This window comes from Halalkalibacter wakoensis JCM 9140 (assembly GCF_000513095.1).
GTDB lineage: Bacteria > Bacillota > Bacilli > Bacillales > Bacillaceae_D > Halalkalibacter > Halalkalibacter wakoensis.
The window spans coordinates 17966-42584 of record NZ_BAUT01000016.1; the positions used below are offsets into that span (position 1 = coordinate 17966).

The 24619-nt window shown below is 37.6% G+C and carries 22 protein-coding genes and 1 pseudogene; 4 read left to right on the plus strand and 19 right to left on the minus strand.

All coding sequences use genetic code 11. The features are described from left to right. Nucleotides 1-82: 82 nt before the first annotated feature. The 4 genes from JCM9140_RS23110 to JCM9140_RS22450 form a co-directional block, all read right to left on the minus strand. Entirely contained in the window at nt 83-214 is a 132-nt protein-coding gene (locus tag JCM9140_RS23110; RefSeq protein ID WP_081727633.1) for a YjcZ family sporulation protein, read from the minus strand. A 120-nt stretch (nt 215-334) separates the two neighbouring features. Continuing rightward, complete coding sequence (locus JCM9140_RS08715) at nt 335-1765, minus strand: hypothetical protein (protein WP_034745054.1); 1431 nt, start codon at nt 1763-1765, stop codon at nt 335-337. Nucleotides 1766-1933: 168 nt separating this feature from the next. Further along, nucleotides 1934-2083, minus strand: coding sequence for a diguanylate cyclase domain-containing protein (locus tag JCM9140_RS24875; protein WP_162232189.1), 150 nt, complete (start codon nt 2081-2083; stop codon nt 1934-1936). After that, nucleotides 2071-2910 (minus strand): diguanylate cyclase domain-containing protein, encoded by an 840-nt coding sequence (locus JCM9140_RS22450; protein ID WP_052002151.1) that lies wholly within the window; start codon nt 2908-2910, stop codon nt 2071-2073. Before JCM9140_RS22450 ends, JCM9140_RS24875 begins: the two co-directional genes overlap by 13 nt. 258 nt (nt 2911-3168) lie before the next feature. Here JCM9140_RS22450 and JCM9140_RS08725 point away from each other — a divergent pair, with 258 nt between their 5' ends. Then, a complete protein-coding gene (locus JCM9140_RS08725) occupies nt 3169-3894 on the plus strand; it encodes an EAL domain-containing protein (RefSeq protein ID WP_034745056.1) in 726 nt (241 codons plus the stop codon). A 98-nt stretch (nt 3895-3992) separates the two neighbouring features. Continuing rightward, a complete protein-coding gene (locus JCM9140_RS08730; RefSeq protein ID WP_034745057.1) occupies nt 3993-4172 on the plus strand; it encodes a hypothetical protein in 180 nt (59 codons plus the stop codon). 74 nt (nt 4173-4246) lie between these two features. Here the strand turns inward: JCM9140_RS08730 and JCM9140_RS08735 are convergent, their stop codons facing one another. The 13 genes and pseudogenes from JCM9140_RS08735 to JCM9140_RS08795 form a co-directional block, all read right to left on the minus strand. After that, entirely contained in the window at nt 4247-6394 is a 2148-nt protein-coding gene (locus JCM9140_RS08735; protein WP_034745060.1) for an ATP-binding protein, read from the minus strand. A 149-nt stretch (nt 6395-6543) separates the two neighbouring features. Continuing rightward, the gene (locus JCM9140_RS08740; RefSeq protein ID WP_034745062.1) at nt 6544-7677 is read right to left on the minus strand and encodes a glycerate kinase; all 1134 of its coding nucleotides are present in this window, start codon (nt 7675-7677) and stop codon (nt 6544-6546) included. 22 nt (nt 7678-7699) lie between these two features. Then, a complete protein-coding gene (locus JCM9140_RS08745) occupies nt 7700-9001 on the minus strand; it encodes a TRAP transporter large permease (RefSeq protein ID WP_034745064.1) in 1302 nt (433 codons plus the stop codon). Beyond that, nucleotides 8979-9488, minus strand: coding sequence for a TRAP transporter small permease (locus tag JCM9140_RS08750; RefSeq protein WP_052002152.1), 510 nt, complete (start codon nt 9486-9488; stop codon nt 8979-8981). The genes JCM9140_RS08745 and JCM9140_RS08750 overlap by 23 nt, the downstream gene beginning before the upstream one ends. A gap of 122 nt (nt 9489-9610) precedes the next feature. Then, nucleotides 9611-10633, minus strand: coding sequence for a TRAP transporter substrate-binding protein (locus tag JCM9140_RS08755; RefSeq protein WP_052002153.1), 1023 nt, complete (start codon nt 10631-10633; stop codon nt 9611-9613). Between the two features lie 55 nt (nt 10634-10688). Beyond that, a complete protein-coding gene (locus JCM9140_RS08760) occupies nt 10689-12170 on the minus strand; it encodes an aldehyde dehydrogenase family protein (protein WP_034745066.1) in 1482 nt (493 codons plus the stop codon). A gap of 17 nt (nt 12171-12187) precedes the next feature. Further along, on the minus strand, nt 12188-13165 hold the full coding sequence (locus tag JCM9140_RS08765) for a 2-hydroxyacid dehydrogenase (RefSeq protein ID WP_034745068.1): 978 nt from the start codon (nt 13163-13165) through the stop codon (nt 12188-12190). A gap of 16 nt (nt 13166-13181) precedes the next feature. Next, a complete protein-coding gene (locus tag JCM9140_RS08770; RefSeq protein WP_034745070.1) occupies nt 13182-14372 on the minus strand; it encodes an iron-containing alcohol dehydrogenase in 1191 nt (396 codons plus the stop codon). Continuing rightward, nucleotides 14369-15459, minus strand: a pseudogene (locus JCM9140_RS08775) (Ldh family oxidoreductase). Before JCM9140_RS08775 ends, JCM9140_RS08770 begins: the two are co-directional and overlap by 4 nt. Further along, nucleotides 15443-16132 carry an RraA family protein gene (locus JCM9140_RS08780; protein WP_034745072.1) on the minus strand — a complete coding sequence of 230 codons (690 nt, stop codon included), beginning with the start codon at nt 16130-16132 and terminating at the stop codon, nt 15443-15445. The pseudogene JCM9140_RS08775 and the gene JCM9140_RS08780 overlap by 17 nt, the downstream one beginning before the upstream one ends. Nucleotides 16133-16320: 188 nt before the next feature. Then, the gene (locus tag JCM9140_RS08785; protein ID WP_034745074.1) at nt 16321-17340 is read right to left on the minus strand and encodes a LacI family DNA-binding transcriptional regulator; all 1020 of its coding nucleotides are present in this window, start codon (nt 17338-17340) and stop codon (nt 16321-16323) included. Nucleotides 17341-17580: 240 nt separating this feature from the next. Beyond that, complete coding sequence (locus JCM9140_RS08790; protein ID WP_034745076.1) at nt 17581-18996, minus strand: Na+/H+ antiporter NhaC family protein; 1416 nt, start codon at nt 18994-18996, stop codon at nt 17581-17583. A 76-nt stretch (nt 18997-19072) separates the two neighbouring features. Next, a complete protein-coding gene (locus JCM9140_RS08795) occupies nt 19073-19567 on the minus strand; it encodes a hypothetical protein (RefSeq protein ID WP_034745078.1) in 495 nt (164 codons plus the stop codon). A 156-nt stretch (nt 19568-19723) separates the two neighbouring features. On the opposite strand from JCM9140_RS08795, the gene JCM9140_RS08800 reads away from it, so the two are divergent. Beyond that, the gene (locus tag JCM9140_RS08800) at nt 19724-19906 is read left to right on the plus strand and encodes a hypothetical protein (RefSeq protein ID WP_034745080.1); all 183 of its coding nucleotides are present in this window, start codon (nt 19724-19726) and stop codon (nt 19904-19906) included. A gap of 527 nt (nt 19907-20433) precedes the next feature. Beyond that, nucleotides 20434-20694 carry a PRC-barrel domain-containing protein gene (locus JCM9140_RS25180; protein WP_369384411.1) on the plus strand — a complete coding sequence of 87 codons (261 nt, stop codon included), beginning with the start codon at nt 20434-20436 and terminating at the stop codon, nt 20692-20694. 138 nt (nt 20695-20832) lie between these two features. Here the strand turns inward: JCM9140_RS25180 and JCM9140_RS08805 are convergent, their stop codons facing one another. Together JCM9140_RS08805 and JCM9140_RS08810 are read right to left on the minus strand one after the other, a co-directional pair. Further along, nucleotides 20833-22245: an LVIVD repeat-containing protein gene (locus tag JCM9140_RS08805; RefSeq protein ID WP_034745082.1), complete on the minus strand. Its 1413-nt coding sequence runs from the start codon at nt 22243-22245 to the stop codon at nt 20833-20835. A 580-nt stretch (nt 22246-22825) separates the two neighbouring features. Continuing rightward, nucleotides 22826-24526, minus strand: a complete 1701-nt coding sequence (locus JCM9140_RS08810) for a SulP family inorganic anion transporter (RefSeq protein ID WP_235715311.1) — start codon at nt 24524-24526, stop codon at nt 22826-22828. Nucleotides 24527-24619 lie beyond the last annotated feature (93 nt).

Genomic DNA, 24619 nt, shown 5'->3' on the forward strand with positions numbered 1-24619 from the left:
AATACTGCCATACTCATAGAATGTTACCTGCATCATTAAAAATGGGCACCAGATACCTGGCGCCCATTAGGAGGATCATACCTTAGCAAGGAATGAAAGCCGCTCCGACAATTAGTAATAAAATGAATAAAACAAGGATTAAAGAAAATCCAAGTCCTGTTGCTGGTGCAGCAACTGGAGCACAACCATAACCATATCCGTATCCGTAACCCATTTGTGACCCTCCTTCCATTGTGTAGATACTACACTCTATGTAACCGCACAGATTTTGGTTAGGCTCAAGCCCAAAAAAAGAAAAAATTCCTGACTCGGTTGAGTCAGGAACCCTTTTACTTTAAATAATTAAAATCGCGACAATGGCAGCAACAAATAAACCGCACATAACAGGCAAGAAGTTCTGCCGAACAAGATCCATCGGTTTCACACCGGCAATTCCTGAATCTGCAGCAACGCCAAATGCCCAGGCTGCAAGTGTTCCACCCCCTGCAAAAATGGCTGCAACTTGCCCAATCGAAGCAAGAACGGCAATATCTAATCCAGACCCACTTCCTAAACCAGAAGCTAGTGCACCAACGAGCGGTAATCCAGAGAATCCAGAGCCATCCATTCCCGATAAAATTGCAATGATTAACATTCCAAATACAACAGTAACTTTACTACCTTCTATATATTGGGCTAACTGCGAACCGAGATCAAATAAAAATCCAGGAGCTCCATCCCCTAATACAGTTTCTGCATGATCCGGATGACCAAGCAAGAAGAAAGCCGCAATCGGGATAACGGGTGCAAAGATCTTGATCGCAAAAAAGAACCCTTCGCGAATATAGGAAACAATCCCTTCAATTGCTTTTGATCCTTGTGTTAAAAAGGCTGATATCAGCAAAAGAATGACGGCCGTACCACCAAGCAAGCCGGTTGCCCCATCACCACGTATTGCTTCATCAGGATGAAAAAAAGCACGGTACATCATCAAACAAACAATACTAAACAACACGACCGGCACAAGAATCGCGAGAAACTTAGCCTGTTTCGTTGGGTTAATCGGAGCTTCACTTTTTCCTAGTTCTAGCCCCTCTTCGGTTTCTGTTTGTTTGAAACGACCATCATTCATACCACGACGAATTCTTAAAAAGGCAATACCAATCGCGATAAAACCGACAATAAACGAAAATAACGCTGTATATGGTAAAATCTCAAATGACTCAAGCCCAGCTGCTGACGAAGTTAACCTAGTTGCACCTTGAATAACTAAGTCCCCAGACAGAGCCATTCCATGACCAAATAAGTTAATCGCAATTGCGGCCCCCATTGCGGGTAAGCCTGTTTTGATTGCCACTGGGATTAACACGGTCCCTACTAACGCAACAGCTGGTGTTGGCCAAAAGAAGGTCGCCGCCAAATACATCGTTCCACCAAGAACAAAAAACGCTGTTGTTGGATTGACCATCAACTTTTTCATCGGTGAAATCATTAACACATCTGCACCAGATGCTTGCATCGCTTTTAACATCGCAACCATTAACGCAATGACAAGCATAATATCAAACAATGCAATTCCAGCATTCAAAAATGCATTAAACACAACTTGAGTAGATGCAATGAAGCCATCTAAAAATCCTTTATCAATATGATAAACGAGCCCAAGGATAAACGTCCCAACAATTGAGGGGAGTACCACATCTCGCCTTAGCATCATGAACGTGAAGATCGTGATAATTACAAGAAGGAACACCCAATGAGCAAAAGTAATCGTTACGGGTTCCATGCATATCTCCTTTCATCGTTCTAATAATGGATCGAGCATATGGTATTGTATGTGATCAGGAAGGGAGTGTGCCTATGGGTTGTTGCTATGTTCGCCTGCAACACCCACACTCTCTTTCCGAAAAAAATGAAAAAACCTCCTACTTAGAAGGTTTTTTCCAGCGAACTGCTATTCACTAGCCTCATTAGACTGAATCACATATGAGTTACCCGATTTCTCTTTCGCTTTATACATCGCATGATCGGCTGCATCTACAAGAGATGAGATCGTGTTTTTTTCTCCCTTTGAAGTTGCAACTCCTAGACTTAATTCAACCATTTCTTTTGTATCATTAAAGATAAATGTTTTGAGAACACAGAAAAAGCCCATTGTATCCAGTCCATTAACTCGGCTTCATCTTTTGCTTCTGGTAGCAAAATAATGAATTCATCGCCGCCTAGTCTAGCAAAGAAGTACTCATGAAATAAATTTTTCAATCGTTTTGAAATTTCGATTAATAGTTTGTCTCCTTCTATATGACCATATGTGTCATTAATCTGTTTAAAACGATCAATATCAAATAATAGGAGTGTTACTCTTTCATCTTGTTCTAATTTTTCACGCAATGTTTCCTCGAAAAAGCGACGGTTTGGACTTGATGTAAGTGAATCATAATAAGCCATTTCTTGAGCATTTCGTCTTATCGTCACATCCGTTTGAATACCAATAAAATAGAGAAGTTTACCTAAATGATCAAAGATCGGACGGATTTTTAATTCATTCCAAAAAATCGTTCCATCTTTCCGGTAATTTAAAATTTCCTTCGTGATAGGCCTTTTTTCCTTGATAGCCATTCTTATTTCCGCAACGGTATCGCGGTCTGTTTTATTACCTTGTAAGATTCTACAGTTCTGACCAAGTACTTCTTCCTCAGTATATTGCGTAAGTCTTGTAAAACCGGGATTGCAGAAGGTGATTGGATAGCTCTTCTGATGAGGATCTACAATGATCATCCCCTCATCAAATTGCTTGATGATGTAATTAAGCTTGTCATACTCTTTACAAAGTTTTTCTATATAATAATAAAAGTCTCTAGTCGAGATAGACTTTGTATCTTCTTGTGAAATAATTAAAGGACTTTCTTCCCCTTTTGAACACACTCTCATATGGATCACCTTCCTTATATTCTATGATTCACTCATTTTGATCCGTTTTGAGAGAACCTTCCTTCTTTATTAACTTTATAGCTATCATACTAATACCCTAAAAAAATGGTGTGTAACGTTGCTTTTAACAAAAGGTTAAATTGACGACCTTCTCTCAAAAAAACGGTAAGTCTACTGAATTAGGGTTAACGTACACACACTTTTCTTTTAATTACATTACTTATCATTATGGAAATAATTAGCAAAAGGAGGTTGCATATGGGACAAATTGATCCTTATTTAACGACGCTTATAAACAAGAACATGCTCTACCATGTTTTGCAACCAATCTACGCTTTGAAATCCAACAACATAATAGGGTATGAAGCCTTACTCAGAAGTAAAACAAATGATACACCTGTTACTTTATTTAAGCGGGCAAAACAAACAGATCAATTGACAGTATTAGATATATATTCATTTTCAAATGCAATCCGTCATTTTTCTATGATGGGACAATTTTGTAAACCTCTTATCCTATTTATTAACATCTATCCATCCACGTTGTTGTCAACATTATTCAAACAGGCCTTAGATGAGTTGTTAGATGATCCCCTACTCTTTTTGAATCCAGAACAGGTCGTATTTGAGATTAATGAAAATGAGGACATTCACAACTTTTCTGAAACAAAGAAAATCATCTCAGTACTCAAAAAGAAAGGCTTTCTTGTTGCTAGTGATGATACCGGTACAAGAGGTGGTTCGCTTCAGCGAATCATTGAATTAGATGTCGATTATGTAAAATTAGATCGTTACTTTTCTACAGACTTAGCTCAATCAGTTAACAAACAAAAAGTGATTTCTTTGTTATTCCACTTTTTTAATGACGAGAAACGAATCATTTTAGAAGGCATTGAAACGGCAAAAGATTTAGAGGTAGCGAAAAGCATAGGTATTGAACTAGGGCAAGGGTTTCTTTTAGGAAGGCCTACTGAACAAACTTAGGATTTTAGTCCAAAGACTTTCTTTCCGTTTCATACACACACATGAGCATACACAGCATACATTGGTCTTATCAAAATCGATACAAAGAGGGGACTTCCATGAAAGAAGATAATGTTATTCCTTTCCCAAAGAAAAAAGTAAGATTATCTGAGGGAGAATACAAGCAATTTCTTGAATATAAGGAGAAAATGATGGAGGCACGGACAAAAGCAGAAGTGGATTATTACTATTCGATGGCGCTAAGCATTATAGAGAAAGCCAAAAATCGTTATCATTGAAAAGATTTATTCCATTTCGTAAAAAAAGCCGTGAGATCAAATTTTAGTTTTTCTCACGGCAAGCGACCTGATTCTCATATAGTTGGTTGAATTGGTAAAAGTAAGTCGATTGTGGTCCCTTTGTTCAATTTACTATCAATCTTAATTTTGCCATGATGGCTTTCAATAATCCGGTAACTAACCATTAAGCCTAATCCCGTTCCTTTTTCTTTTGTGGAATAAAATGGCTCACCAATCCGCTTTAAGCGCTCTTTTTCAATGCCAATCCCTTGGTCAATAAAACGAATAAGAATCATATTTTCATCTTGCCGCTTCATTTCTACGAAAATCTCTCCTCCATTTGTCATCGATTCCATTGCATTTTTTAAAATATTGACAAAGACTTGTTTCAGTTGATTTTCTTCACACCAAATTTCAGGTAACTGTTGTTCGAAGTTTGTTTGAATTTGAATGTTGTTTAAATTTGCTTGTGATTCAAACAAATCAATGATTCGTTGACACATGTCAGTTACGTCTTTCATTTCACGTTTTTCAACTTGTGGCTTTGATAGCACGAGCATTTCACTTATAATTAATTTTATTCGTTCAATTTCAGACAACATAATATCAAAATAACGCTCTTCTTTGTAATTCGGCTTAATAAATTGCAAGAAGCCTTGAATGCTCGTAAGTGGATTGCGAATTTCATGCGCGACCCCTGCAGCTAGCTCCCCTACTGCTGATAGTTTATCCGATTTTCGAATGATCTCCTCAGCTAATTTCCGGTCCGTTATGTCATTGGAAATACAAAGTACATGAACGTCTTTTTCTCCGGTTAGTTGAAGAGGAATTTTCGTTGTTTGCAGCCATTTGATCTGCTTGTTTTCATCAATAATCTCCTCTTCTTCTACATAACGCTCTTGTAGCGTCTTGATCACTTCTTGCTCTTCTTCCTCATGCCTTTGCACTTGAACTACATCTTGATTAAAATCCTGCTCTGTTCGAAAAAGCATTTCCTCTACCGTTGTACCATAAAAATCAGCTAATGACTGATTGGCTAAAGTGTAAAATCCATCTTTATTTTTGGCATAAATAAAATTCGGACTTGAGTCAATTACTTTACGCAAAAACTCTTTCTGTTGAAGAAGAAGTTGCTCTTTTGTTTCAATGTTCTCATTTGCTTCTGCCATGTACTCAGTCATTTCATTAAAGCGTTTGGCCAATCGTCCAATCTCTGACTGGTCAATATATTTATCACTAATACGTTCACTGAACTTTCCTTGAGCCAGTTCACCTACAGCAAACTCTAATTGTTGAATGGGTTTAATAATTTTCCGTGTATAAAGAGCAACAAAGAAAGATAAAAACAAAAATAAGATAATTGAAAAAATAATCAGCTTATCTTGAAATTCCTTAAAATAAACATGAATATACGATTCAGGTACTTGGGCAATAACTCCCCATTCAAGAACAGGGATATATTCATACGAAGCCAGCATTGAGAATTCTTTTGAATTTAATACTTGCTGATACCCTGATTGCTGGTTCAAGACAGCTTGGACGACTTCATTAGAGCTTACATCTTCACCAATACGTTCTTGCTCTGGATGAGAAAGTAATCGCCCATATCTGTCCACAATATAGGCATACCCGTCGCCAATTTCGATGTTTTGGATAATAGAGTTAAAGACAGGGTTTTCACTTATTCGAATAACAAAATTGACAACTCGAGTGACTTCTCCACCTTGATCTAAAATGGGTATTGCCACAACAACAACAAAACGCCCAGTTACAGCCGAAACAACATTACTAATATACACATTTTTTGTCTTAATGGCTTTTTGAACATACTCACGATCCGAAAAATTTTGCCCTCTCAGTGCCTCTTTTAACTCAGCTGGGTAAAAACCTGTGATTTCCCCGTCTAACTCTACAATTGTCCCACTGTCAACAAAGGAAGAATACGAAACAACAGATTCAAGTTGCCTTTTTAGCTCTTCAACATCTCCCTCTACATAGTTTTGTTGTACATCATATCCGATTTTTTCCAACTCTGAAGTGATATTAGAGATTTGCTCATGCAGACGTGTAACGGTCTCATCCGTTATTTCTTTATAACTTTCCTCCGCGATCTCCGGCAAAACAATTTTAGACATATACAAGATTAATCCTAATAACGCTAGCATGATAATGAAATTAATTAAGAATATCTTCCAAAACATGAATGACTTTAGCGTCTTCAAGCCAAACAACCCCTATCACTAAAAAAGCATATATACTTTAATAATAGAGATTTATCGACCATCTGTCACCTGTCGAAATTTGTCACTTGCTGTCTTCTCTTAAAAAAGGGATGTGGCAAAATCCTACCACATCCCTTTTTCATATAAAATTACTTTCTAGCGGTAACTAATCTTAAGATTTGCTCAGTCCGATCCTTTGACCATTCCTCAATATGAATAAATGCTTCTTCTAATGTACATGGTCCTGGAACAACGGAGAGGCCAGCGAGTAAACCTAATTCGTTTAACTCATTGCTGCTTAGTTCGTTCTTTCCACATAAGGCTACAACAGGAACACCGTAAGCAGCTGCCCTCTTACAAACACCTGCAATGACTTTACCAGATAATGTTTGACTATCAAGCTTCCCTTCACCAGTAATAATTAAATCTGCCTCTTTTATATCCTCGTCAAATCGAATCACATCCATTGAAATACCAATACCTGATTCTACTTTTGCGGATAGAAAAGCTAGTAATGCAGCCCCCATTCCACCAGCTGCTCCAGCACCTGGAATGTTCACTACATCCATTCCACCTTGATCAAAAATTACCTTTGCAAATTGAGCCAATGCCTTATCTAATTGAACGATCATTTCCTCTGTAGCACCTTTTTGCGGTCCAAAAACAGCCGAGGCACCATTTGATCCACAGAGTGGGCTTTGCACATCACTTGCAATCGTAAACGTTGAATCCTTAATTCTAGCATCTAAACCTGATGTATTTATAGATGATAAATACTGAACCGCTTCCATATTTTCTCTTAGAGGGGTTCCACTAGAATCTAAGAATTGTACTCCTAGCGCCTTTAACATCCCTATTCCACCATCATTCGTTGCGCTTCCACCTAAGCCAATGATGAAGTTTCGATACCCTTGCTCTAATGCCTCTTTTATTAATTGCCCTGTTCCAAAGCTCGTTGCATTCAGCGGATCCCTTTCTTCATTACTTAGCAGAGGTAACCCTGATGCTTGAGCCATTTCAATTACAACGGTTTTTTGATCACCTAACACCCCGTAGCTTGCAGTGATTTCTCTTTTTAATGGATCGAGAACAGTGACAGTAATAATCGTCCCGTTCGTCGCATGAACCAAATTCTCCATTGTCCCTTCTCCACCATCAGCCAAAGGTCGTTCTAAAATAACAGCATCATGCACGACTCTTTCAATCCCTTCCCTCATCGCTCCGCATAATGATTTAGCCGAGATGGAACCTTTAAATGAATCCGGTGCTAATAAGATTTTCATAACTTCTCCTCTCGAGTCTTTTTTATTTTAGCAGATTAGGTAGCCACAGAGAGATTTGTGGAACATATGTGATAATTGCTATATTTAAAAGCAAAACAATATAAAAAGGAATTAATGGCTTTAATATATGTTCAATTCTCAATCCTGCTATTTGCGATGCCACAAATAAATTTACTCCAATCGGTGGCGTTAACATACCTACGGCTAGATTTACAATCATTATAATCCCGAAATGCACCGGATCAATTCCAAACATCACTGCAACTGGTGCTAATATTGGGGCCATAATAACTATAGCCGCACCTGTTTCTAAAAACATTCCTACTACTAATAAAATTAAGTTTACTAATAGGAGGAAGACAACAGGGCTATCGGAAATGGAAACAAACCAATCAGCCACCATATAAGGTACTCTTTGGGATGTTAAGACCCAGCCAAATAAACCTGCGTTTCCGATAATGAACATAATGATTGATGTTGATAAAACTGAATTTTTAAGTACTTCCATAATTTTTGAATAAGTAAATGTTCGATAAACAAACATTCCTAATATTAACGCATAACCTACAGCTACTGCGGCTGCCTCAGTCGGTGTAAAAACTCCCCCATAAATCCCACCTAAAATGATAACCGGCATCAAAAGTGGAAGAAGTGCTTCCTTAAAGGCCTTTAGTCGGCCTTTAGCTGTCATAAGCTCTTTTTCTTCATCTGTTAAAACAATGTCTTTTCCATAGCCTTTGATTTTACTAATTATGAAGATGGTCAGCATTAAAGACATGGCAATCAATAGCCCTGGAATAACCCCAGCCATAAATAGATCACCAATAGAAATAGACATTCCAGCACTTAGTGCAAATATGATCAGCGGAATTGATGGAGGTATAATTACACCTAATTCACCAGAAACAGCTTGCACTGAAGTTGAAAAACTTTTAGGGAAACCTCTCCTAACCATTGCTGGAATTAGTATACTTCCAATTGCAGCCACTGTAGCCGCACTTGATCCGGAAATTGATGCAAAAAACATCGCCGTTAAAACCGTAACCATTCCTAATCCACCAGTAATTTTACCAACTAATGAGTTTGCAAGATTTATTAGACGTTGTGATATTCCACTATATTCCATCAAACTTCCAGCCAAAATAAAGAATGGAATTGCCATTAATGGAAATGAGTTTAAGGATGAAAAGATACGTTGAATGGCTACCTGAAGTGATGTACCATCCTGCCACATTGCAATCATTGAAGCTAATCCCATAGAAAACGCTACGGGAACACCAATGATAAACATTACAAATAGACTAATGAATAAAAGTAGTGCCATCTTGTTCCCCCGCTTCCTTCTTCGTTAGTAATTCATAAAAAACTGCAATACAATTTAGAATTGCTAATATGCTACCTGCAGGAATTGCGGCATAAATCCACGTAACAGGAATATCAAGAGAACCTGTCGTTTGATTTGCTAAGTTACCCATAATGTCAAACCCAAATTTAATTAGTAAAACCAAAAAAATTATGTTAATTACAACAATAACCATTTCCATTACTCTCTTTATTTTTTTCGGGACTAAATATAGAACTGCTTCCACTGAAATTAATAATCCTTTTCTTAAAGCTATAGCAGTCCCTAATAATACAATCCATATCATAGAGTACCGAACAATAGCCTCGGACCAAATAAGCGGACTACTCAACACATATCTAGCAAATACTTGATAAATGGTAAGAAGTGCGACCAAACCAAAAATGACTGCTATTAAATGAAAAACCCAAGAGTTTAATTGGTCTATTGCACTAACGATTCTTTTCACCTCATACACCTCTTTGCTTTGTTGTAAATTCTGTAAGTACTTCATGTATACCTAAATTGTGTTGATATACATGAAGTACCTATAGAAAGGGTTGGGAGGAATATAATCCTCCCAAAAGCTTCTTAATTTGCATTAATTATTTTCTCATGAATGTCTAGTACATCAGGGAATTGAGATTCTACAAAACCATCAAGTTTATCTTGGAATAATGAAAGATCTGGCTCAATTATTGTCATTCCGGCTTCTTCTAAACTTGCTAAGTATCCTTCTTCTCCAGAATTCACTTCTTCAGAAGCGAAAGATTTGGCTTCACCATTTGCTGCTTGAATTAGTGCGTCTTGCAGTTCTCCACTTAATGCTTGGAATGTTGAATCACTGATTACAATCGTAATAGGTTCACGTACATGTTCAGTCTTAACTAAATAATCTACAACTTCATTAAATTTTGAGTTATAAATTAAAGAAAGTGGATTTTCCTGTCCATCAATTACTCCTTGCTGTAACGCTGTGAATACTTCACCAAACGCCATTGGAGTCGGTGCAGCACCTAACGTTTCCCATGATCTAACAAATACAGGACTGTCAGGTACACGAATTTTTAAACCAGACAAATCTTCAGGTGTATTTACTTCTCTATCCACAGTCAACATTCGTGCACCACGTGCTAAGTAAGAAAGAATACGATTCCCTGATTCCTCTGCAATTCTTTCTGAGATTTCTTCTCCAACCTCACCGTTGTAAACGTTATCAAAATGATCTTGACTATCAAACATAAATGGAACTGTGAAGATTTGAGCCGTTGTTGAAGAACCTGACAATACCCCAGCACCTCCAACCCAAATATCTGCAGTACCGATCTTCAATCCTTCTAATAACTCACCATCGTCACCTAAGGAACCGTTCTCATATATTTCTATTTTTAATGCTCCATCTGTTAAGTCTTCAACCTCTTCTTTAAATTTTTGTACAGCCTGTGCATGGATCTCTGAACTTGGCCAAACATGTCCTAGTTTTAACACTTGTTGTTCAGTTGAACCGTTTGAAGCATTTTCTCCACCATCACCTGTACTTTCATCAGATGAACATCCAACTACAAAGAGCATTGATACAAGTAAAACCGATACATTAAGAAGCCATTTTTTCATCGAAGGATCCCCCTTGAATTTTTATTTATATTAAACAACCAAGTAAAGTGGTTGTTTAATATTGAAAATAAGCAACTTTCATTTCTGTAAAGAAGTCTTTGTTTGTTTTCCCAATAGAAAATGCTCCATAACCTGATTCCTTTACTCCCCCAAACGGTGCATGAGCTTGGCTTGCAGTTCCGTGATTGACATGAACCATTCCGCTTTCCACTTCATTTACAAATCGATAAGCGAGTGATAAATCATTAGTAAAGATAGAAGCAGCTAAACCGTACTTAACGTTATTAGCAACGGATATAGCCTCATCAACATTCTCAACTTCAATGATTGATAAAACCGGTCCAAAAATTTCCTCAGTTGCAATGCGCATTTCAGGTTTTACACCCGTAAATAAACTAGGAACAATATAATGCCCATCGGCATAATAACCTTCAGCCAATATATCTCCACCGTAAGCAAGAGTAGCTCCCTCTTCTTTTCCAACCTTAATGTATTCAGTGGTCGTATCCAGTTGGTCTTGACTAACAAGTGGCCCAATTGTTGCTGAGTTATCTGATGCTGGCCCTACTTTAATATGTTCTAGTTCTTTACGAATTGCTTGAGTTACTTCCTCTGCTTTCTCCTTGAGGACAACAACTCTACTGATGGATGTACAACGTTGTCCACTACACGCAAAGGCAGCACTGACAATCTGCTTCGCTACGTAATCAACATCGCTATAATCAACAACAACAGCGGGATTTTTACCACCTAATTCTAACTGGGTTTTCTTTAGAAGCCTTGTAGCCTTCTCATTAATCCCTAACCCAATTTCAGTAGATCCAGTGAAACTAATTCCTTTTACTAGCGGATGTGTAATAAGTGGATTTCCAACTTTTGAACCTCCACCAGTTACAAGGTTTACAACGCCATTTGGAACACCAGCTTCTTTAAAGAGTTCCATTAGACGAACCGAAGACCAAGGTGTTTCTGACGCAGGTTTATATACAACCGTGCAACCGTATGCTAGTGCTGGAGCGATTTTTCTTACAGGTGTAACTACAGGAAAGTTCCATGGTGCAATCGCAGCAACTACTCCAAGAGGTGTATGTAACACGGAAGTGGAAATATTGCTTTTCTCACTTGGTAACGTAGATCCCTCGATGCGAAGTGCTTCTCCTGCTATAAAACGAGTTTCTTTTACAGCACGACCTACTTCGCCTTTAGACTCGGCTAACACTTTTCCTTGTTCTGCTGATAAGATGAAAGCCACCTCATCACTATGCTTTTCTAACAAATCTGCAAATCTCATTAATATAGCGCCACGATCAGGACCGGGAATTTGCGACCAACTTTTAAATGCTTCATGAGCTGATTCTACAGCTGCGTTTACGTCTTCTTCAACTGATGCCTGGAAAAACCCTAAAACTTGATTTTTTTGTGCAGGATTATAAATTTCGAATGTTTCTTGAGATAAACTTTTTACCCATTCACCATTTATGAAATTTTTATGCGTTTGACCAGTATGACCTTCAAGCCATTCATTCAATGTTGTCATTTGGTTCACTCCTTCATTTACTTCTTAACGATCTCCGGGTTTACCGGAGTTATAGCCTTTAACCCTTTTAAAACATTTATGACATTATCCACAGCCAAATTGGCCATTTCAACCCTTGTTTCAATAGTTGCACTTCCAACATGTGGGGCTAACACTACATTTGGTAGTTGATCAAGCACTGGCTCTAATACTGGTTCCCTTTCAAAAACATCTAACCCTGCCCCCGCAATAACATTATCTACCAATGCTTTTACTAACGCACCTTCATCAATAAGAGGACCACGTGAAGTATTAATGATATACGCACTAGACTTCATCATTGTTAATTCTTCTTTCCCGATTATATGATAACTCTCATCAGTTAACGGAGCATGTAATGAAATAAAATCAGATGATCGTAGGAGTTCCTCAAAACCTACATATCTAGCATTTAATTCATTTTCTTTCTTAACAGATAATTGTCTTCGATTATAGTAGAGGACTTCCATATCAAAACCTTTAGCTCTTTTGGCAACAGCTTCACCAATACGTCCCATTCCGATAACTCCAAGTGTTTTTCCATGTACACTTCTACCTAATAATAGATTAGGCTTCCACCCTTCAAACTTACCATCTCTGACAAACTGATCACTCTCAGGAACACGGCGAGCAATACCTAAAAGTAGTGCCCATGCAAGGTCAGCCGTTGCTTCGGTTAATACATCTGGAGTGTTGGTTACAACAACGTTTCGTTCTGTGGCAGCATCAACATCGATGTTATTAAAGCCTACAGCATAATTAGCGACTACTTTTAAGTTTGGAGCAGATTGTAAGACACTTTTATCAATTTCGTTTACTAATAAGGAAATTACCGCATCCTTATCTTGTATTTGCTCAATTAATTGAGACTTCGTCAAGTCGTGCTCTCCGATGTGAACTTTCACGTCGGCAATTGCTTCTAACCTGCTAATTGCGTCTCCCGGTAGTTCACTTGTTACAAGAACTTTTGGTTTCACTTGATTCCCTCCAATACTATAACGTAACGAACTCCTTTTTCTCTTCTTTCATAACTGCACGACAAATGTTCTTTAAATCTTCTAACGTTGGTTTTCTAGGATTTACAGGAACGTTGCCAGACAACATAGCTTCTTCAACAATTTGATCAAGGTGCTCTTCTTTTACACCGAAATCTGAAAGTGTTTGGGTAATACCAACATCATGGTTCAATTGACGAATCGCCTCGACTGATTTTTCAGCCGCTTCTCTTTCCGTTAAATTGTAAGTGTTAACCCCGAAAATAGCTGCGATTTCAGCAAACTTTTTTGGGTTTCCAATCACATTAAATTTCATTACTTCAGGCAATAGGATTGCATTTACAGTTCCATGAGGGATTTTAAAATGGGCTCCTAATGGGATGGCTAATGCATGAGCCAATCCAAGACGCGTTGAGTTAAATGCCATTGCAGCAATTAAGCTAGCTAGTAGCATATTTGAGCGCGCTTCCAAATTCTCGCCTTGTACAACGGCTAGACGTAGATTCTCTGAGATCATTTTCATTGATTGGACTGACAGCCCTTCTGATATTGGTTGAGTTGCCTTATTGACATAAGACTCCATTGCATGAGTTAACGCATCCATACCTGTTGCAGCTGTAATATGCGGCGGGAGCGAAACTGTCAATTCCGGATCAGCAATTGCTAAATTGGGACAATTGTACACACTACCGACACTTAACTTGACTTTAGCCTGCTTATCTGACAGTACTGACCAAATTGTAATTTCACTTCCAGTACCAGCTGTAGTTGGCACCGCAATGACTGGAACACTTGGATTTGGTACTAAGTTGAGACCAACGTAGTCCCGAATATGCCCTGGATTGTTGAGCATAAGCCCAATGGCCTTAGCAGTATCTAACGAACTTCCACCACCAACGCCAACAACAACATCACAATTATTTTCTTTACCAAGATGTAAACCTTTGTCAACAGATTGAATTGCCGGATCTGCTTCAATTTCTGAAAAAACTTCATATGGTATACCAGCAGCTTTTAACGGCTCTTCAAGCTTAGCCACCACCCCAGCATGCAAGACTCCAGGATCACAAACTATTAATACCTTTGTACCTCCAAATCCCCTAACATGCTGAGGTAAGGTTTTAATGGATCCGCTTCCAAATTCAATCGCAGTTGGAATTTCATATCTGAAAGATTTATCAAAAATCATTTTTGTACCTCCCCTATTGAATTAATATCCAAAGCAGCCTCTGACAAACTAACACCATAGCGCTTTCCTATTTCATCAAGCTCTTGTGCTACTTTTAATGGCAAATCAATGCCTTTTTCTTTTCTTTCTTCTGACCTACGAGTTTCAATTTCACCTGGAATATATATTTCATCTACACCTGGGGCTTTGGGCTCTTCCTTAATTTCAGTGATGTACTGATCCATTCTAGCTTTAAAAAATTCAATTGGCATAAACCTATTAATATCAATCGCTAGAAATATGTGCCCCACGTTTTGCGGTTCTTCCCAGTTGTTATACATATTATTAACGTACTTTCCAAATCCAGCTCCGGTTAAAACTCCAGCAAGAATATCAATAAACATCGATATTCCGTATCCTTTCGGTCCTCCCAATGGTAAAACTGAACCGTCAAGCGCTGCCTCAGCATCCGTTGTTGGGTTACCATTTTTATCAATTGCCCAACCAATTGGAATCGAATTTCCTTTTTGAGCTTCGACAATAATTTTCCCTCTAGCTACAACACTTGTAGCCATATCAAGAATAAAAGGGCTTTGTTCACCTGAAGGAACCCCTACGCTAACGGGTTTGTTCCAATAAACGGCCTAACACCACCTGTAGGAGGCATCGTTTGTGAAGCATTCGAAAGAACAAGTAAGATGATGTCTTTTTCAATTGCCTTTTTAGCATAATAAGCTCCTGTACCAAAATGGTTAGAATGTTTGACACCGATTAGAGCCACACCGCTACGCTTCGCTTTCTCTAACGCAATTTCTAAAGCTTTTGTTCCGACAACGGATCCAAAATTATTATTTCCATCTACTAGAACAGCGGAGTCGCTATCAGATGTGATTGTAACAGTAGCATTTGGATTAATCATACCTCTTTCAATACGTTCTAGATAAATCGCTGTTCTAACTACACCGTGAGAGTCTACACCCCTTAAATCTGCTTCTATAAGTGAAGTTGCAACAATCCTAGCATTTTCCTTGGAGACACCAGCGTTTTCTAAGACAGTAGAACAGAAGTCTTCGAGTTTTTTCCAATCGTATTTAGTTGGTATTGACATTTAGAAACACACCCTTTTTCTCTAACGTTTTATCAACCCAACTTCGATCAACTGTTCCAACTTCAATTGAATTCATTATTTCTTCTTCTGCCTTTTGTTGCTTCTTAACTAATGTAAGAATTTCTTCTGCCTTTTCAAGAGGGACTGCAACTAACCCATCTTCATCTCCAACTATGATATCCCCTGCGTTAATGGTCATACCCCCTAGTGAAATGGGAACATTAATTTCACCAGGTCCATCTTTATAAGGACCTTTATGTGTCACACCACAAGCATATACAGGGAAGTCGTCTTGAGCAAATGCCCCTGTGTCACGAATAGCTCCATTAATAACAAAACCAGCAATTTTATTCCGCTTTGCTAGGCGAAGCATGATTTCACCAACAATTGCATTTGATAAATCACCACCTGCGTCTACTACTATAATATCTCCAGGTTCAGCGATATCAATGGCTTTATGTACCATTAAATTATCTCCTGGTCTCGTTTTCACTGTTAGTGCTGTTCCTATCAACTTACCACCTTTATGATAAGGTCTAAGATTTGCAGATGCACCGTAAATTCGGTTTAAATTATCACTTATATGAGGTGTTACAACAGAGCGATATTCATTCACTAGTTGATCGTTTGGTCTATTAACCATTGGTAAAATTCTAAAACCTAAATTTTCCATTTAGTAAAATCCTCCTCTTTTCAAAGAATCAGTTTTGGAAACCGGTTTCCTAAATCGATTAACTAAAGTTTAACACTTGTTGATAGCGTTTTCAACAATCTTTTTTGATTTATTTTTTTATTATAAAAAAGAGACCCTTGCAGGACTCTTCTCAAACCAGCTGCCTAACTATTAGTAGCTTATCGAACTTAGATATTTTTTAGGCCTTCTCCAGCAGATTGCCTAACAATTAATTCCGGGTTAAGTACAATCGTAGATGGAATAGGCTTTTTCTCCGATTGAATCTCTTTAATAAGAATTTGTGTTGCTAACTCACCCATCTCATAGCCAGGCTGACTTATGGTCGTTAGTGGAGGTTCGATAAATTTAGCCCACTTTGTTTCGTCATAACTAACAATTGCAACATCTTCGGGAACTTTAATTTTCATCTCTTTCAAAACAGCTTGAACTTCTAATGTAAGCATATTATTCGTTGAAAAAATAGCATCTATATCTTTATTTTGTTCAAAAAAACGAGTAATCACTTCACAGTTTTTTTCTCCTTCTACCAACTCTAATACACAAAAATCATTATCCGTATACCCTTTTTCTCTTAATGCACCTTTATAACCTTCGATCCTTTCACTCCATGTACTAACATAAGGGTTTTTATAGAGAATTGCAGCGACTTTTTTTCGACCATTTTTTAATAAATGGTTAACTGCAATTGTTGCGCCTTTGATATTATCCATAACAACACTATGACCATTTAGATAAGGCACCCTTCTATTTATAAAAACTACTGGATAATTTTCCTCTAATAACTTTCTATACATTTCTGTATTTTTAACTGTCGGATGAAGCACAATCCCATCCACTTGCCTCATTCGGAGTTCCTTTATATGTTTCAACTCATATTCTTCATCTTCATTTGAGTTACAGATCATTAGATTATATCCCATTTCTCTACTAGTATCTTCCACCCCTTCCAAAACCGTTGTCCAAAAAGGGTTTTTTAAATTAGCTAGTACAATCCCAAGAACATTTGTCCTTGTGGATTTTAATCCTTTTGCAAGAGCATTAGGACTATAATCTAAACTTTTAATTGCTTCTTGAACTCTTTTTCTTGTTTCATCAGTTGTTTGTGAATAGTTGCCATTCAAGATCCTTGACACAGTCGTTTTAGAAACACCTGCTTTTTTAGCAACATCACTAATGGTTACCTTCATACTATCAATCCTCTTTTAAATTAATCTACACTTTTCAAAAAACAGGAAATCGTTTTAGGAAATCGATTAAGGAAACCGTTTTCATAATCCTATTTTACCAAAGTAAACATATGCGTGCAATAATTTTGTGAATATTGGCTTACTATTTATTTAGCTTTTTTATTTCTATTCTTAAAGTCTTTAGAAACAACTTTATTGTAAATTCCAACAATAAGAAGGTAAGACTTTGCTTACCTTCTCTCACATTACAAATGTCACCAATAAATACAACACTGCCGTAATCCCAGCTGCGATCAGCGCTGGCTTTAATTTGTACTTCGCATACTCGATAACAGATAAGCCCAGGATTTTTGCAATAGTATTCGTGTCATCACTTAACGGAGAAGCAAATGCACCAAATGCTCCACTCGCAAACACAGCCCCTATAACTAATGGCAGTGAGACATCGCCGACTAGTGCAAGTGAAATCCCAAGTGGCATCAAAATTCCCCACGTCCCCCAAGCAGATCCGATAAAGTAGGATACCGCTGCACCGAAAATAAATATAAGAGGAGCGATAAACATTTGGGGAATCCAACCTGTATGTGCCGTTACAAATGCGGCAAATCCTAAGTCATCTGTTATAGACGAAAGACCCCAAACGACCGATAAAAGCAAAATAACGGACATTAGTTCATTTCCGCCATCAATGAAACCACTAATTAATTGTTCTAGCTTAAAACGTTGCAACAAGTAAAAAGCCATTGACACTAACACCGTAATAAGTAGCGCAACAACCATAGCATCAAGTACATCTGCTTCAATAAAAGCCTCAAAAAAGCCAAAACCTTGAACATGACCATCCCACCATGTTAAAAACAATGTCAAACCAATGACGAATACAAGCGGTAATAACAAATTCATCGGTTTAATCGGAAGTTCTTTTGAGACTACCGGGTGACAATCATGCCAATCATCTTCCTCTTCCACTGTTTCTTCATCAATTTGTGTTGGAGCAGTTGGCTTCTTTTTTGCTTTATGAAAGAAGCTTAAGTACACCCCTAACAAGATCGTCACAATGGAAAAAAAGTTAAACGGAATGCTTTGTATGAAAAGTGCATATGGATCCACTTCAAGACCTTGATTTTCTGTAGCAATATCAATAATGGAAACCATGTAACCAACAAATGCAGTCGCAACAGGAATTAAGACAATGACTGGAGTTGCGGTTGTCTCAATAACAAATCCTAATTCAGCGGTTGTCATTTTAACTTTCTTCAACAATGCTCTCATTATAGGAGCAATTGTCACAAAACGAAAGGTTGGAGCTGCGAACGTACCGATTGTCGACACATAGGTTAACATAAGAGCCTGTTTTCTTGTTTGAATTTTTTCAGCAGCTTTTTCCACAAACCCTCGAATTCCACCTGTCATCTTAATCATGCCAACTAGACCGGAAAAAGCATATAAAAAGACAATAATTTTAATGTTATTCGTATCAATAAGGGCTTGTACAACATAAACAAACATGGTTTGGATCCCGCCCAGGATGGTTGGATCCATTAAATATGAGCCTACAAGTAACCCTAGAAAAAGGGCTGGAAGCACTTGCTTTGTATAAATAGCTACTGGTATGACGACTAAAAAAGGGATAATTGAAAGCCAGCTTGATTCCATCTCCATCACCTATCTAGATTATTTTCCTAAAGATCCTTCTTTATAGTTTGATGGAGATGGAGAAATTTATACGAACTTATAATCCTACACCAACCCAAAGCTTTTCATTTTTCACTTCCACATGCTTGACATTTCCTACTCGTATCGATTTTGCCTTTTCTAATTGGTTCATGTCTAGATAGATGATTCCCTTATAATAACGAAGAAATTGGAATTTACTTAGCACTAGATTTGTAATCCAGTCCTGATTGACTGGCTTCATACGTACAATTTTAAAAGCCAATTGCCTGTTTTTTGCTTCAAGTGGTTGAAGATGAATTTGGAAATGCATTTTCATTCGAAATTTCCGAACGGCTCCACGTACAACAATTGTATTGCCCACTAACTGAACATTTAGATTCGTTACTCCCTTAATTTGTTTGGTCTTCACAATCTTTTCTAAAATATGCTCACTAATTGGGATCGTAATATAAGGACCGTTTATTCCTTCTTTTACGTTTATTAAAAGACTCATATCAACATCAATAATTTTCATCAAACTGTCATTGAATTGATGAATGAAGTTTTCCAACTGACAACTTCCCCTTCCGCACGAACAGTCTACATAAGAAACCGTATGTTTATTAAGGGCTGTCCTATACCAAAATGATTTGCTTCCTAATCACATTTCAATAAGCTATACTGTACATACTACTTATTAAACGAAACGTGAAAGGGATAATCTTACATGACAGCTAATGATCCTAGGAAAAAAATTAGTCTACAAGAGGCAATAAAGCAACAACTTGCCAATAAGAAAAATCAAGCATCTACAAAAAAACCAGCAAACAACCCGTTTGAATCTACAAAATCAATGAAAAGCCAGCAAACCAAAAAACAAAACAATCAACGAAAACGAACGGGTGTATAGCACACTAGCCTGTATGAAACAGGAATTCCCTTACTTATATTAGTGGGTAACCGACCGTAGGGGAATGACACCCCGCTTTCCGCGTGGTGTCATTCCCCTGCTAGGGTTTTTATCCTTAAATTTATTTATTTAACACCACTCAAGAGTGAAGATATGTTCCTTTTTTTCCTTTTGTAGAACTAGTACTTTTTGCGTCTTAGTATGACGGGGTGTTTCCTCGGCCTCCTCGTGTCATTGCTTCACCCTACCTCTTGAAAGTTCGTTACGATTGTCGGTGAATTGTTGAAATAAGGCAATCCAGGGCTTAAACCTGTAATTGAATCTTCTTTAACACTTGTTATGTGGTCTTCTTTTTTGTTAAAAAAGGTCTCGGTTGTTTTTATTTACATACAATCCTTTTTTTAAAGTGATAGCTGACAATAAAAACAACCCACTATTCATTCCAACAGAAAAATTTCGTCGAATATGTTTTAATTTTATTAAATCGGTTATCTAAAAAGTAGATCATTTAAAAGGAGGAATTCATTATTCTTTACAAAGCTAGTACAGTTCAAACATGTGTTGTACAAGCTACAGATGGCGAATTAGGGAAGGTAAAAGATATCTACTTTGACAGCGAGAAATGGGCTATACGTTATTTAGCCATTGACACATTAAAATGGTTACCTGGATTAAAGGTACTTGTATCACCTATCTCGTTTGATTCTGTTGACTTATTAAACAAGCGAATCTCACTCTTTGCAACAAAAGAGCAAATCGAAAATAGTCCTTCAGAATCAACTTCTTAATAGGATGATAGAGTAAAAAGAAGGACCCATTTCATTTGGGTCCTTCTTTTAGTCATGATCCTTGCAGAGTGTATTACTTGCGCTATTCAACGTTTTGCTAGCCGAACAGACTTGTTTACTCTCTAGCTTTATACTTGTCTAACGTCCATTACCGTTGCCATTGCCTTGACCTTGTCCTCTTGTTAACACTTTCAAACCTTGTCCCATGTCTGACGCTAGAATATAATTCCGATCAACAAATACACCCCATACATCTGCATCTTCAGGCGTATACTGTCCGATTTGGACCGGATTGCTTGGGTTCGTAATATCAACCATAACGACCCCACCTGAGTAGTACGATAAGTAGAGTGTGTTACCATGTACTTTTGGATCGTGGACGGTTTTCGCAAACGTATTAATAAATGGTTCTTGATACGTTAAATCTGTCGTAAACTCACTTAATAAGATAGGATTTGTTTTATCTTTTATATCAAAAATACGCGTGTATCCATAAGCACTTTCATACCCTACACCCACAGGATTGGATACCTCACGAGTTTCAATTAAAATGGTACCTCCACGAGCAAGTGCAGCCGAATGCGCCGCTCCTTTTTGATCATCACGGTAATCGGTTCTACCGAGGAAAACAGGGTTTTCAGGATCTTTTATATCAAAGATAACGGTTCCTAAATCCCACATAGACACATAAGCATATTGTGCGTTGTTATCAGTAATTACACTATGGTTAAAGACAGGTCTTGTTTTTCCATCTGGAGCATGCCAATGATAACCATTGAAGTCTTCTGGAATTTCCTCAAGTTCTCTTGGATCCCAGCCCCACATTTTTTCCGGGTTTGTTGGGTCTGTTACATCAATAATTTGGAAGTCTTCTTGCTCACCATGAGTATAGTAGTCTGCATATGGGCTTGAAGTTAAAACAAGCGCTCGATTTCCTTGTGTCGTTAAATAAAGTTCGTGCGTTCCTGTAATTCTTCTATCTAACTCATAGAAACCTAGTTTCTTTGGATCTGTTGGATCTGTTACATCATATAAAAGTACCCCACCTTTACTATTCGGTCGGTTCACGTTATTACGTGATGTTTGTTGAACACTAACTGCCGCTAAATCCCCTTTAAAATGTGGAGTATTTACTGATTTTACAATTACTTTTTCTTGCCAGGTATTTGGGATCTCATCCGCAAAAACGGCTACCTCAACAGGGTTACTCGGGTTTTTTAAATCAAATACTCGAACCCCACCATTTCCTCCGTTAGCCGTATGGGTTCCTAAATAAGCAAATCCTTTATGAGCATAGACATCTGCCGTATTGTTTTGAACGCCATCTTTCAAACTAATTTGAACGGCAGCCGCCTCTTTAAAGTTCGACACATTCTTGGAACCAGTTAAAGAAAAACTTAATTGCTCAATGGCATCTTGATCGAATACGAAACGTTCTCCCTTATTCACATCTGAACCAAGTGCATCATGTGCTAATGTCGTTGGTGCTATACCTCCAATGGTCATTGTTCCGACTAGTGCTGTTGTAATTAGTAGATTTCGCTTTTTCAAATAGATCCCTCCAAATTATGTTAATAGACTGACAATCGAATTATAATCGTAATCTGACGCTCTTGACTACTTGGTCGTTATACTGTAAAAAAGTCCGCAATATCTAGTATAGGTAAAAAGTCTTAAATCAAAGTTGACTCTTGTTATCTTTTCTATCAGTTAGGGTCACGAAAGAACTGGAAATTCTACATGTTAAAATAGTATTTGCGTAGGCAATTTTATATTTTTCATAGGTCACCCAACCTAAAAACACGAATATTTCACCAAGTTCCATATTTTAGAATATTAACAAAAGATAATCGGTCAAATAGAACTAGAAATAATAGAGCCACCCTTTATTATTTCTAAAAACTATTGAACACAACTAATTTCATGCAGAACTAGCACCCTTAGAAGCATTGTTTTAGAGTAAAATCTATGAATATGAAGGGTATAGCGTTCATTTGGAATGGGTAAAAATATAGAGAGCGCGATTTAATACCGGAACAGTAAAGAATGACCGAATTTCACTGGATTCATTATTTCGTTCACATAAATAACCTACTATGAGTCTTTCTCATAGTAGGTTATTATAATTACCTTATATTTGAAAATCCCACATACCAGAATCATTTGACTGCGGATTTTCTATTTGAATTCCTTTTTCTTTTAGTAGTTGATCTAATGGCAAATGGTTCTCTTGTTCTTGGAATTTCTCATCCCAATCTGCTTTGTTGACCATATCACGAATCGAGAACTTCATACTCGCAAACAAAATCGTGATGCCTTGATTTTTGTAAAAATGAATCATAGCCTCAAGAGTATCAATCGAAACCGTGTCGACATCATTAACTCCTGACATATCAATGATAAGCCATTTGGTTTTGTCACGATCTTTCAAAAGATTTTTTACTTTTTCTTCAATAACCGAAATGTTAGCAAAATGAATGTTTGCATCGATTCGAATAATGGTTGCTTCTTCAGATGTAACAGCATTTGTATACACATCAATGTTTCGAAATGTATTTTCTTGTTTGACATAGCCCAACTCAACAATGGACGGTTCAGCGCTTTTCTTCACGATTAAGATCAATGTAAAAAGTGCACCTATAATAATGCCCCATTGAATCCCGACAAATAACGTTACAACAAAAGTCGCTACCCAAATCCAGCCCTCAAATCGATTGACCGTGAAAAGATGCTTCATCTCCTTGATATCAATCAATTTGTATACCGCTACAATGATAATAGCTGCTAGAACAGCATTCGGTAAATAATAAAACAAAGAAGTAAAAAAGAATAACGTAATAATAACAAAAACACCGGTTATCACAGAAGTCATTTGCGTCGCTCCACCTGATTGGTGATTAACAGCTGTTCGTGAAAAACTTCCATTAACAGGAAACGATTGAAACAACGATCCGAGCATATTGGCTAATCCTAATGCTCGTAATTCTTGATTGGGGTTAATTTTATATTGTTCCTCTTTGGCAACAGCTTTGCCGATCGCTAACGACTCCATGAACCCAAGAAGAGCAATAATAAAGGCCATTGGCACTAACACCTGCACCGTCTGCATCGTCATAGTGGGAAGCGCAAATTGTGGAAAGCCTTGTGGAACATCACCGACAATTTGTACGCCGTTTCGTTCTAAATTAAAAGCAGAAACAAAAAGGATCGATATAATGACGACAAAAAGTGCTCCCGGTAGCTTTGGAACCATCTTTTTCAAGATAATAAGGGCACAAATGCTTGCTATTCCAATGAACACCGTTATGAAATTGATTTGTTGAACGTTCCTAAACATGTCTAAGAATAAGTACTGCACTTGTAAATAATTACCGAGTTGGATTCCTAATAAATGCTTAAATTGACTCAATCCAATGACAATTGCTGCTGCCGATGTGTAACCATTCATCACCGAATGAGGAATAAATTTGACGATAAATCCTAACTTCGTCACACCTAATAAAAACTGAATCGCTCCAACTAAAAGCGCAAGAACAATGACGATTGAAATGTAATCTCCTGTTCCTGGCTCAGCCACCATGGATACTCCTGAAAACACAAGCAATGACGTAATGGCAACAGGTCCAATCGATAAATGTTTAGATGAAGCAAATAGTGCATAAATGAATAACGGTATAGTCGCTGCATATAACCCCATCACCGGTGGTAGCCCAGCTAACATGGCATAAGCCATCCCCTGAGGAATAAGCATGACAAATAGAGTGATCCCAGCAATGACATCTCTCGTAAAAAGGGTCCGGTTATATGCCAACACGTTTTGTTTATTTAACACACACACCCTCCTCTCTTCGCCTTCTTATCATATCATATTTTGAGCTGTTCGAAGTGAGTACTTAGCGCAAGAAGAAGAGCTCCATATAAATAA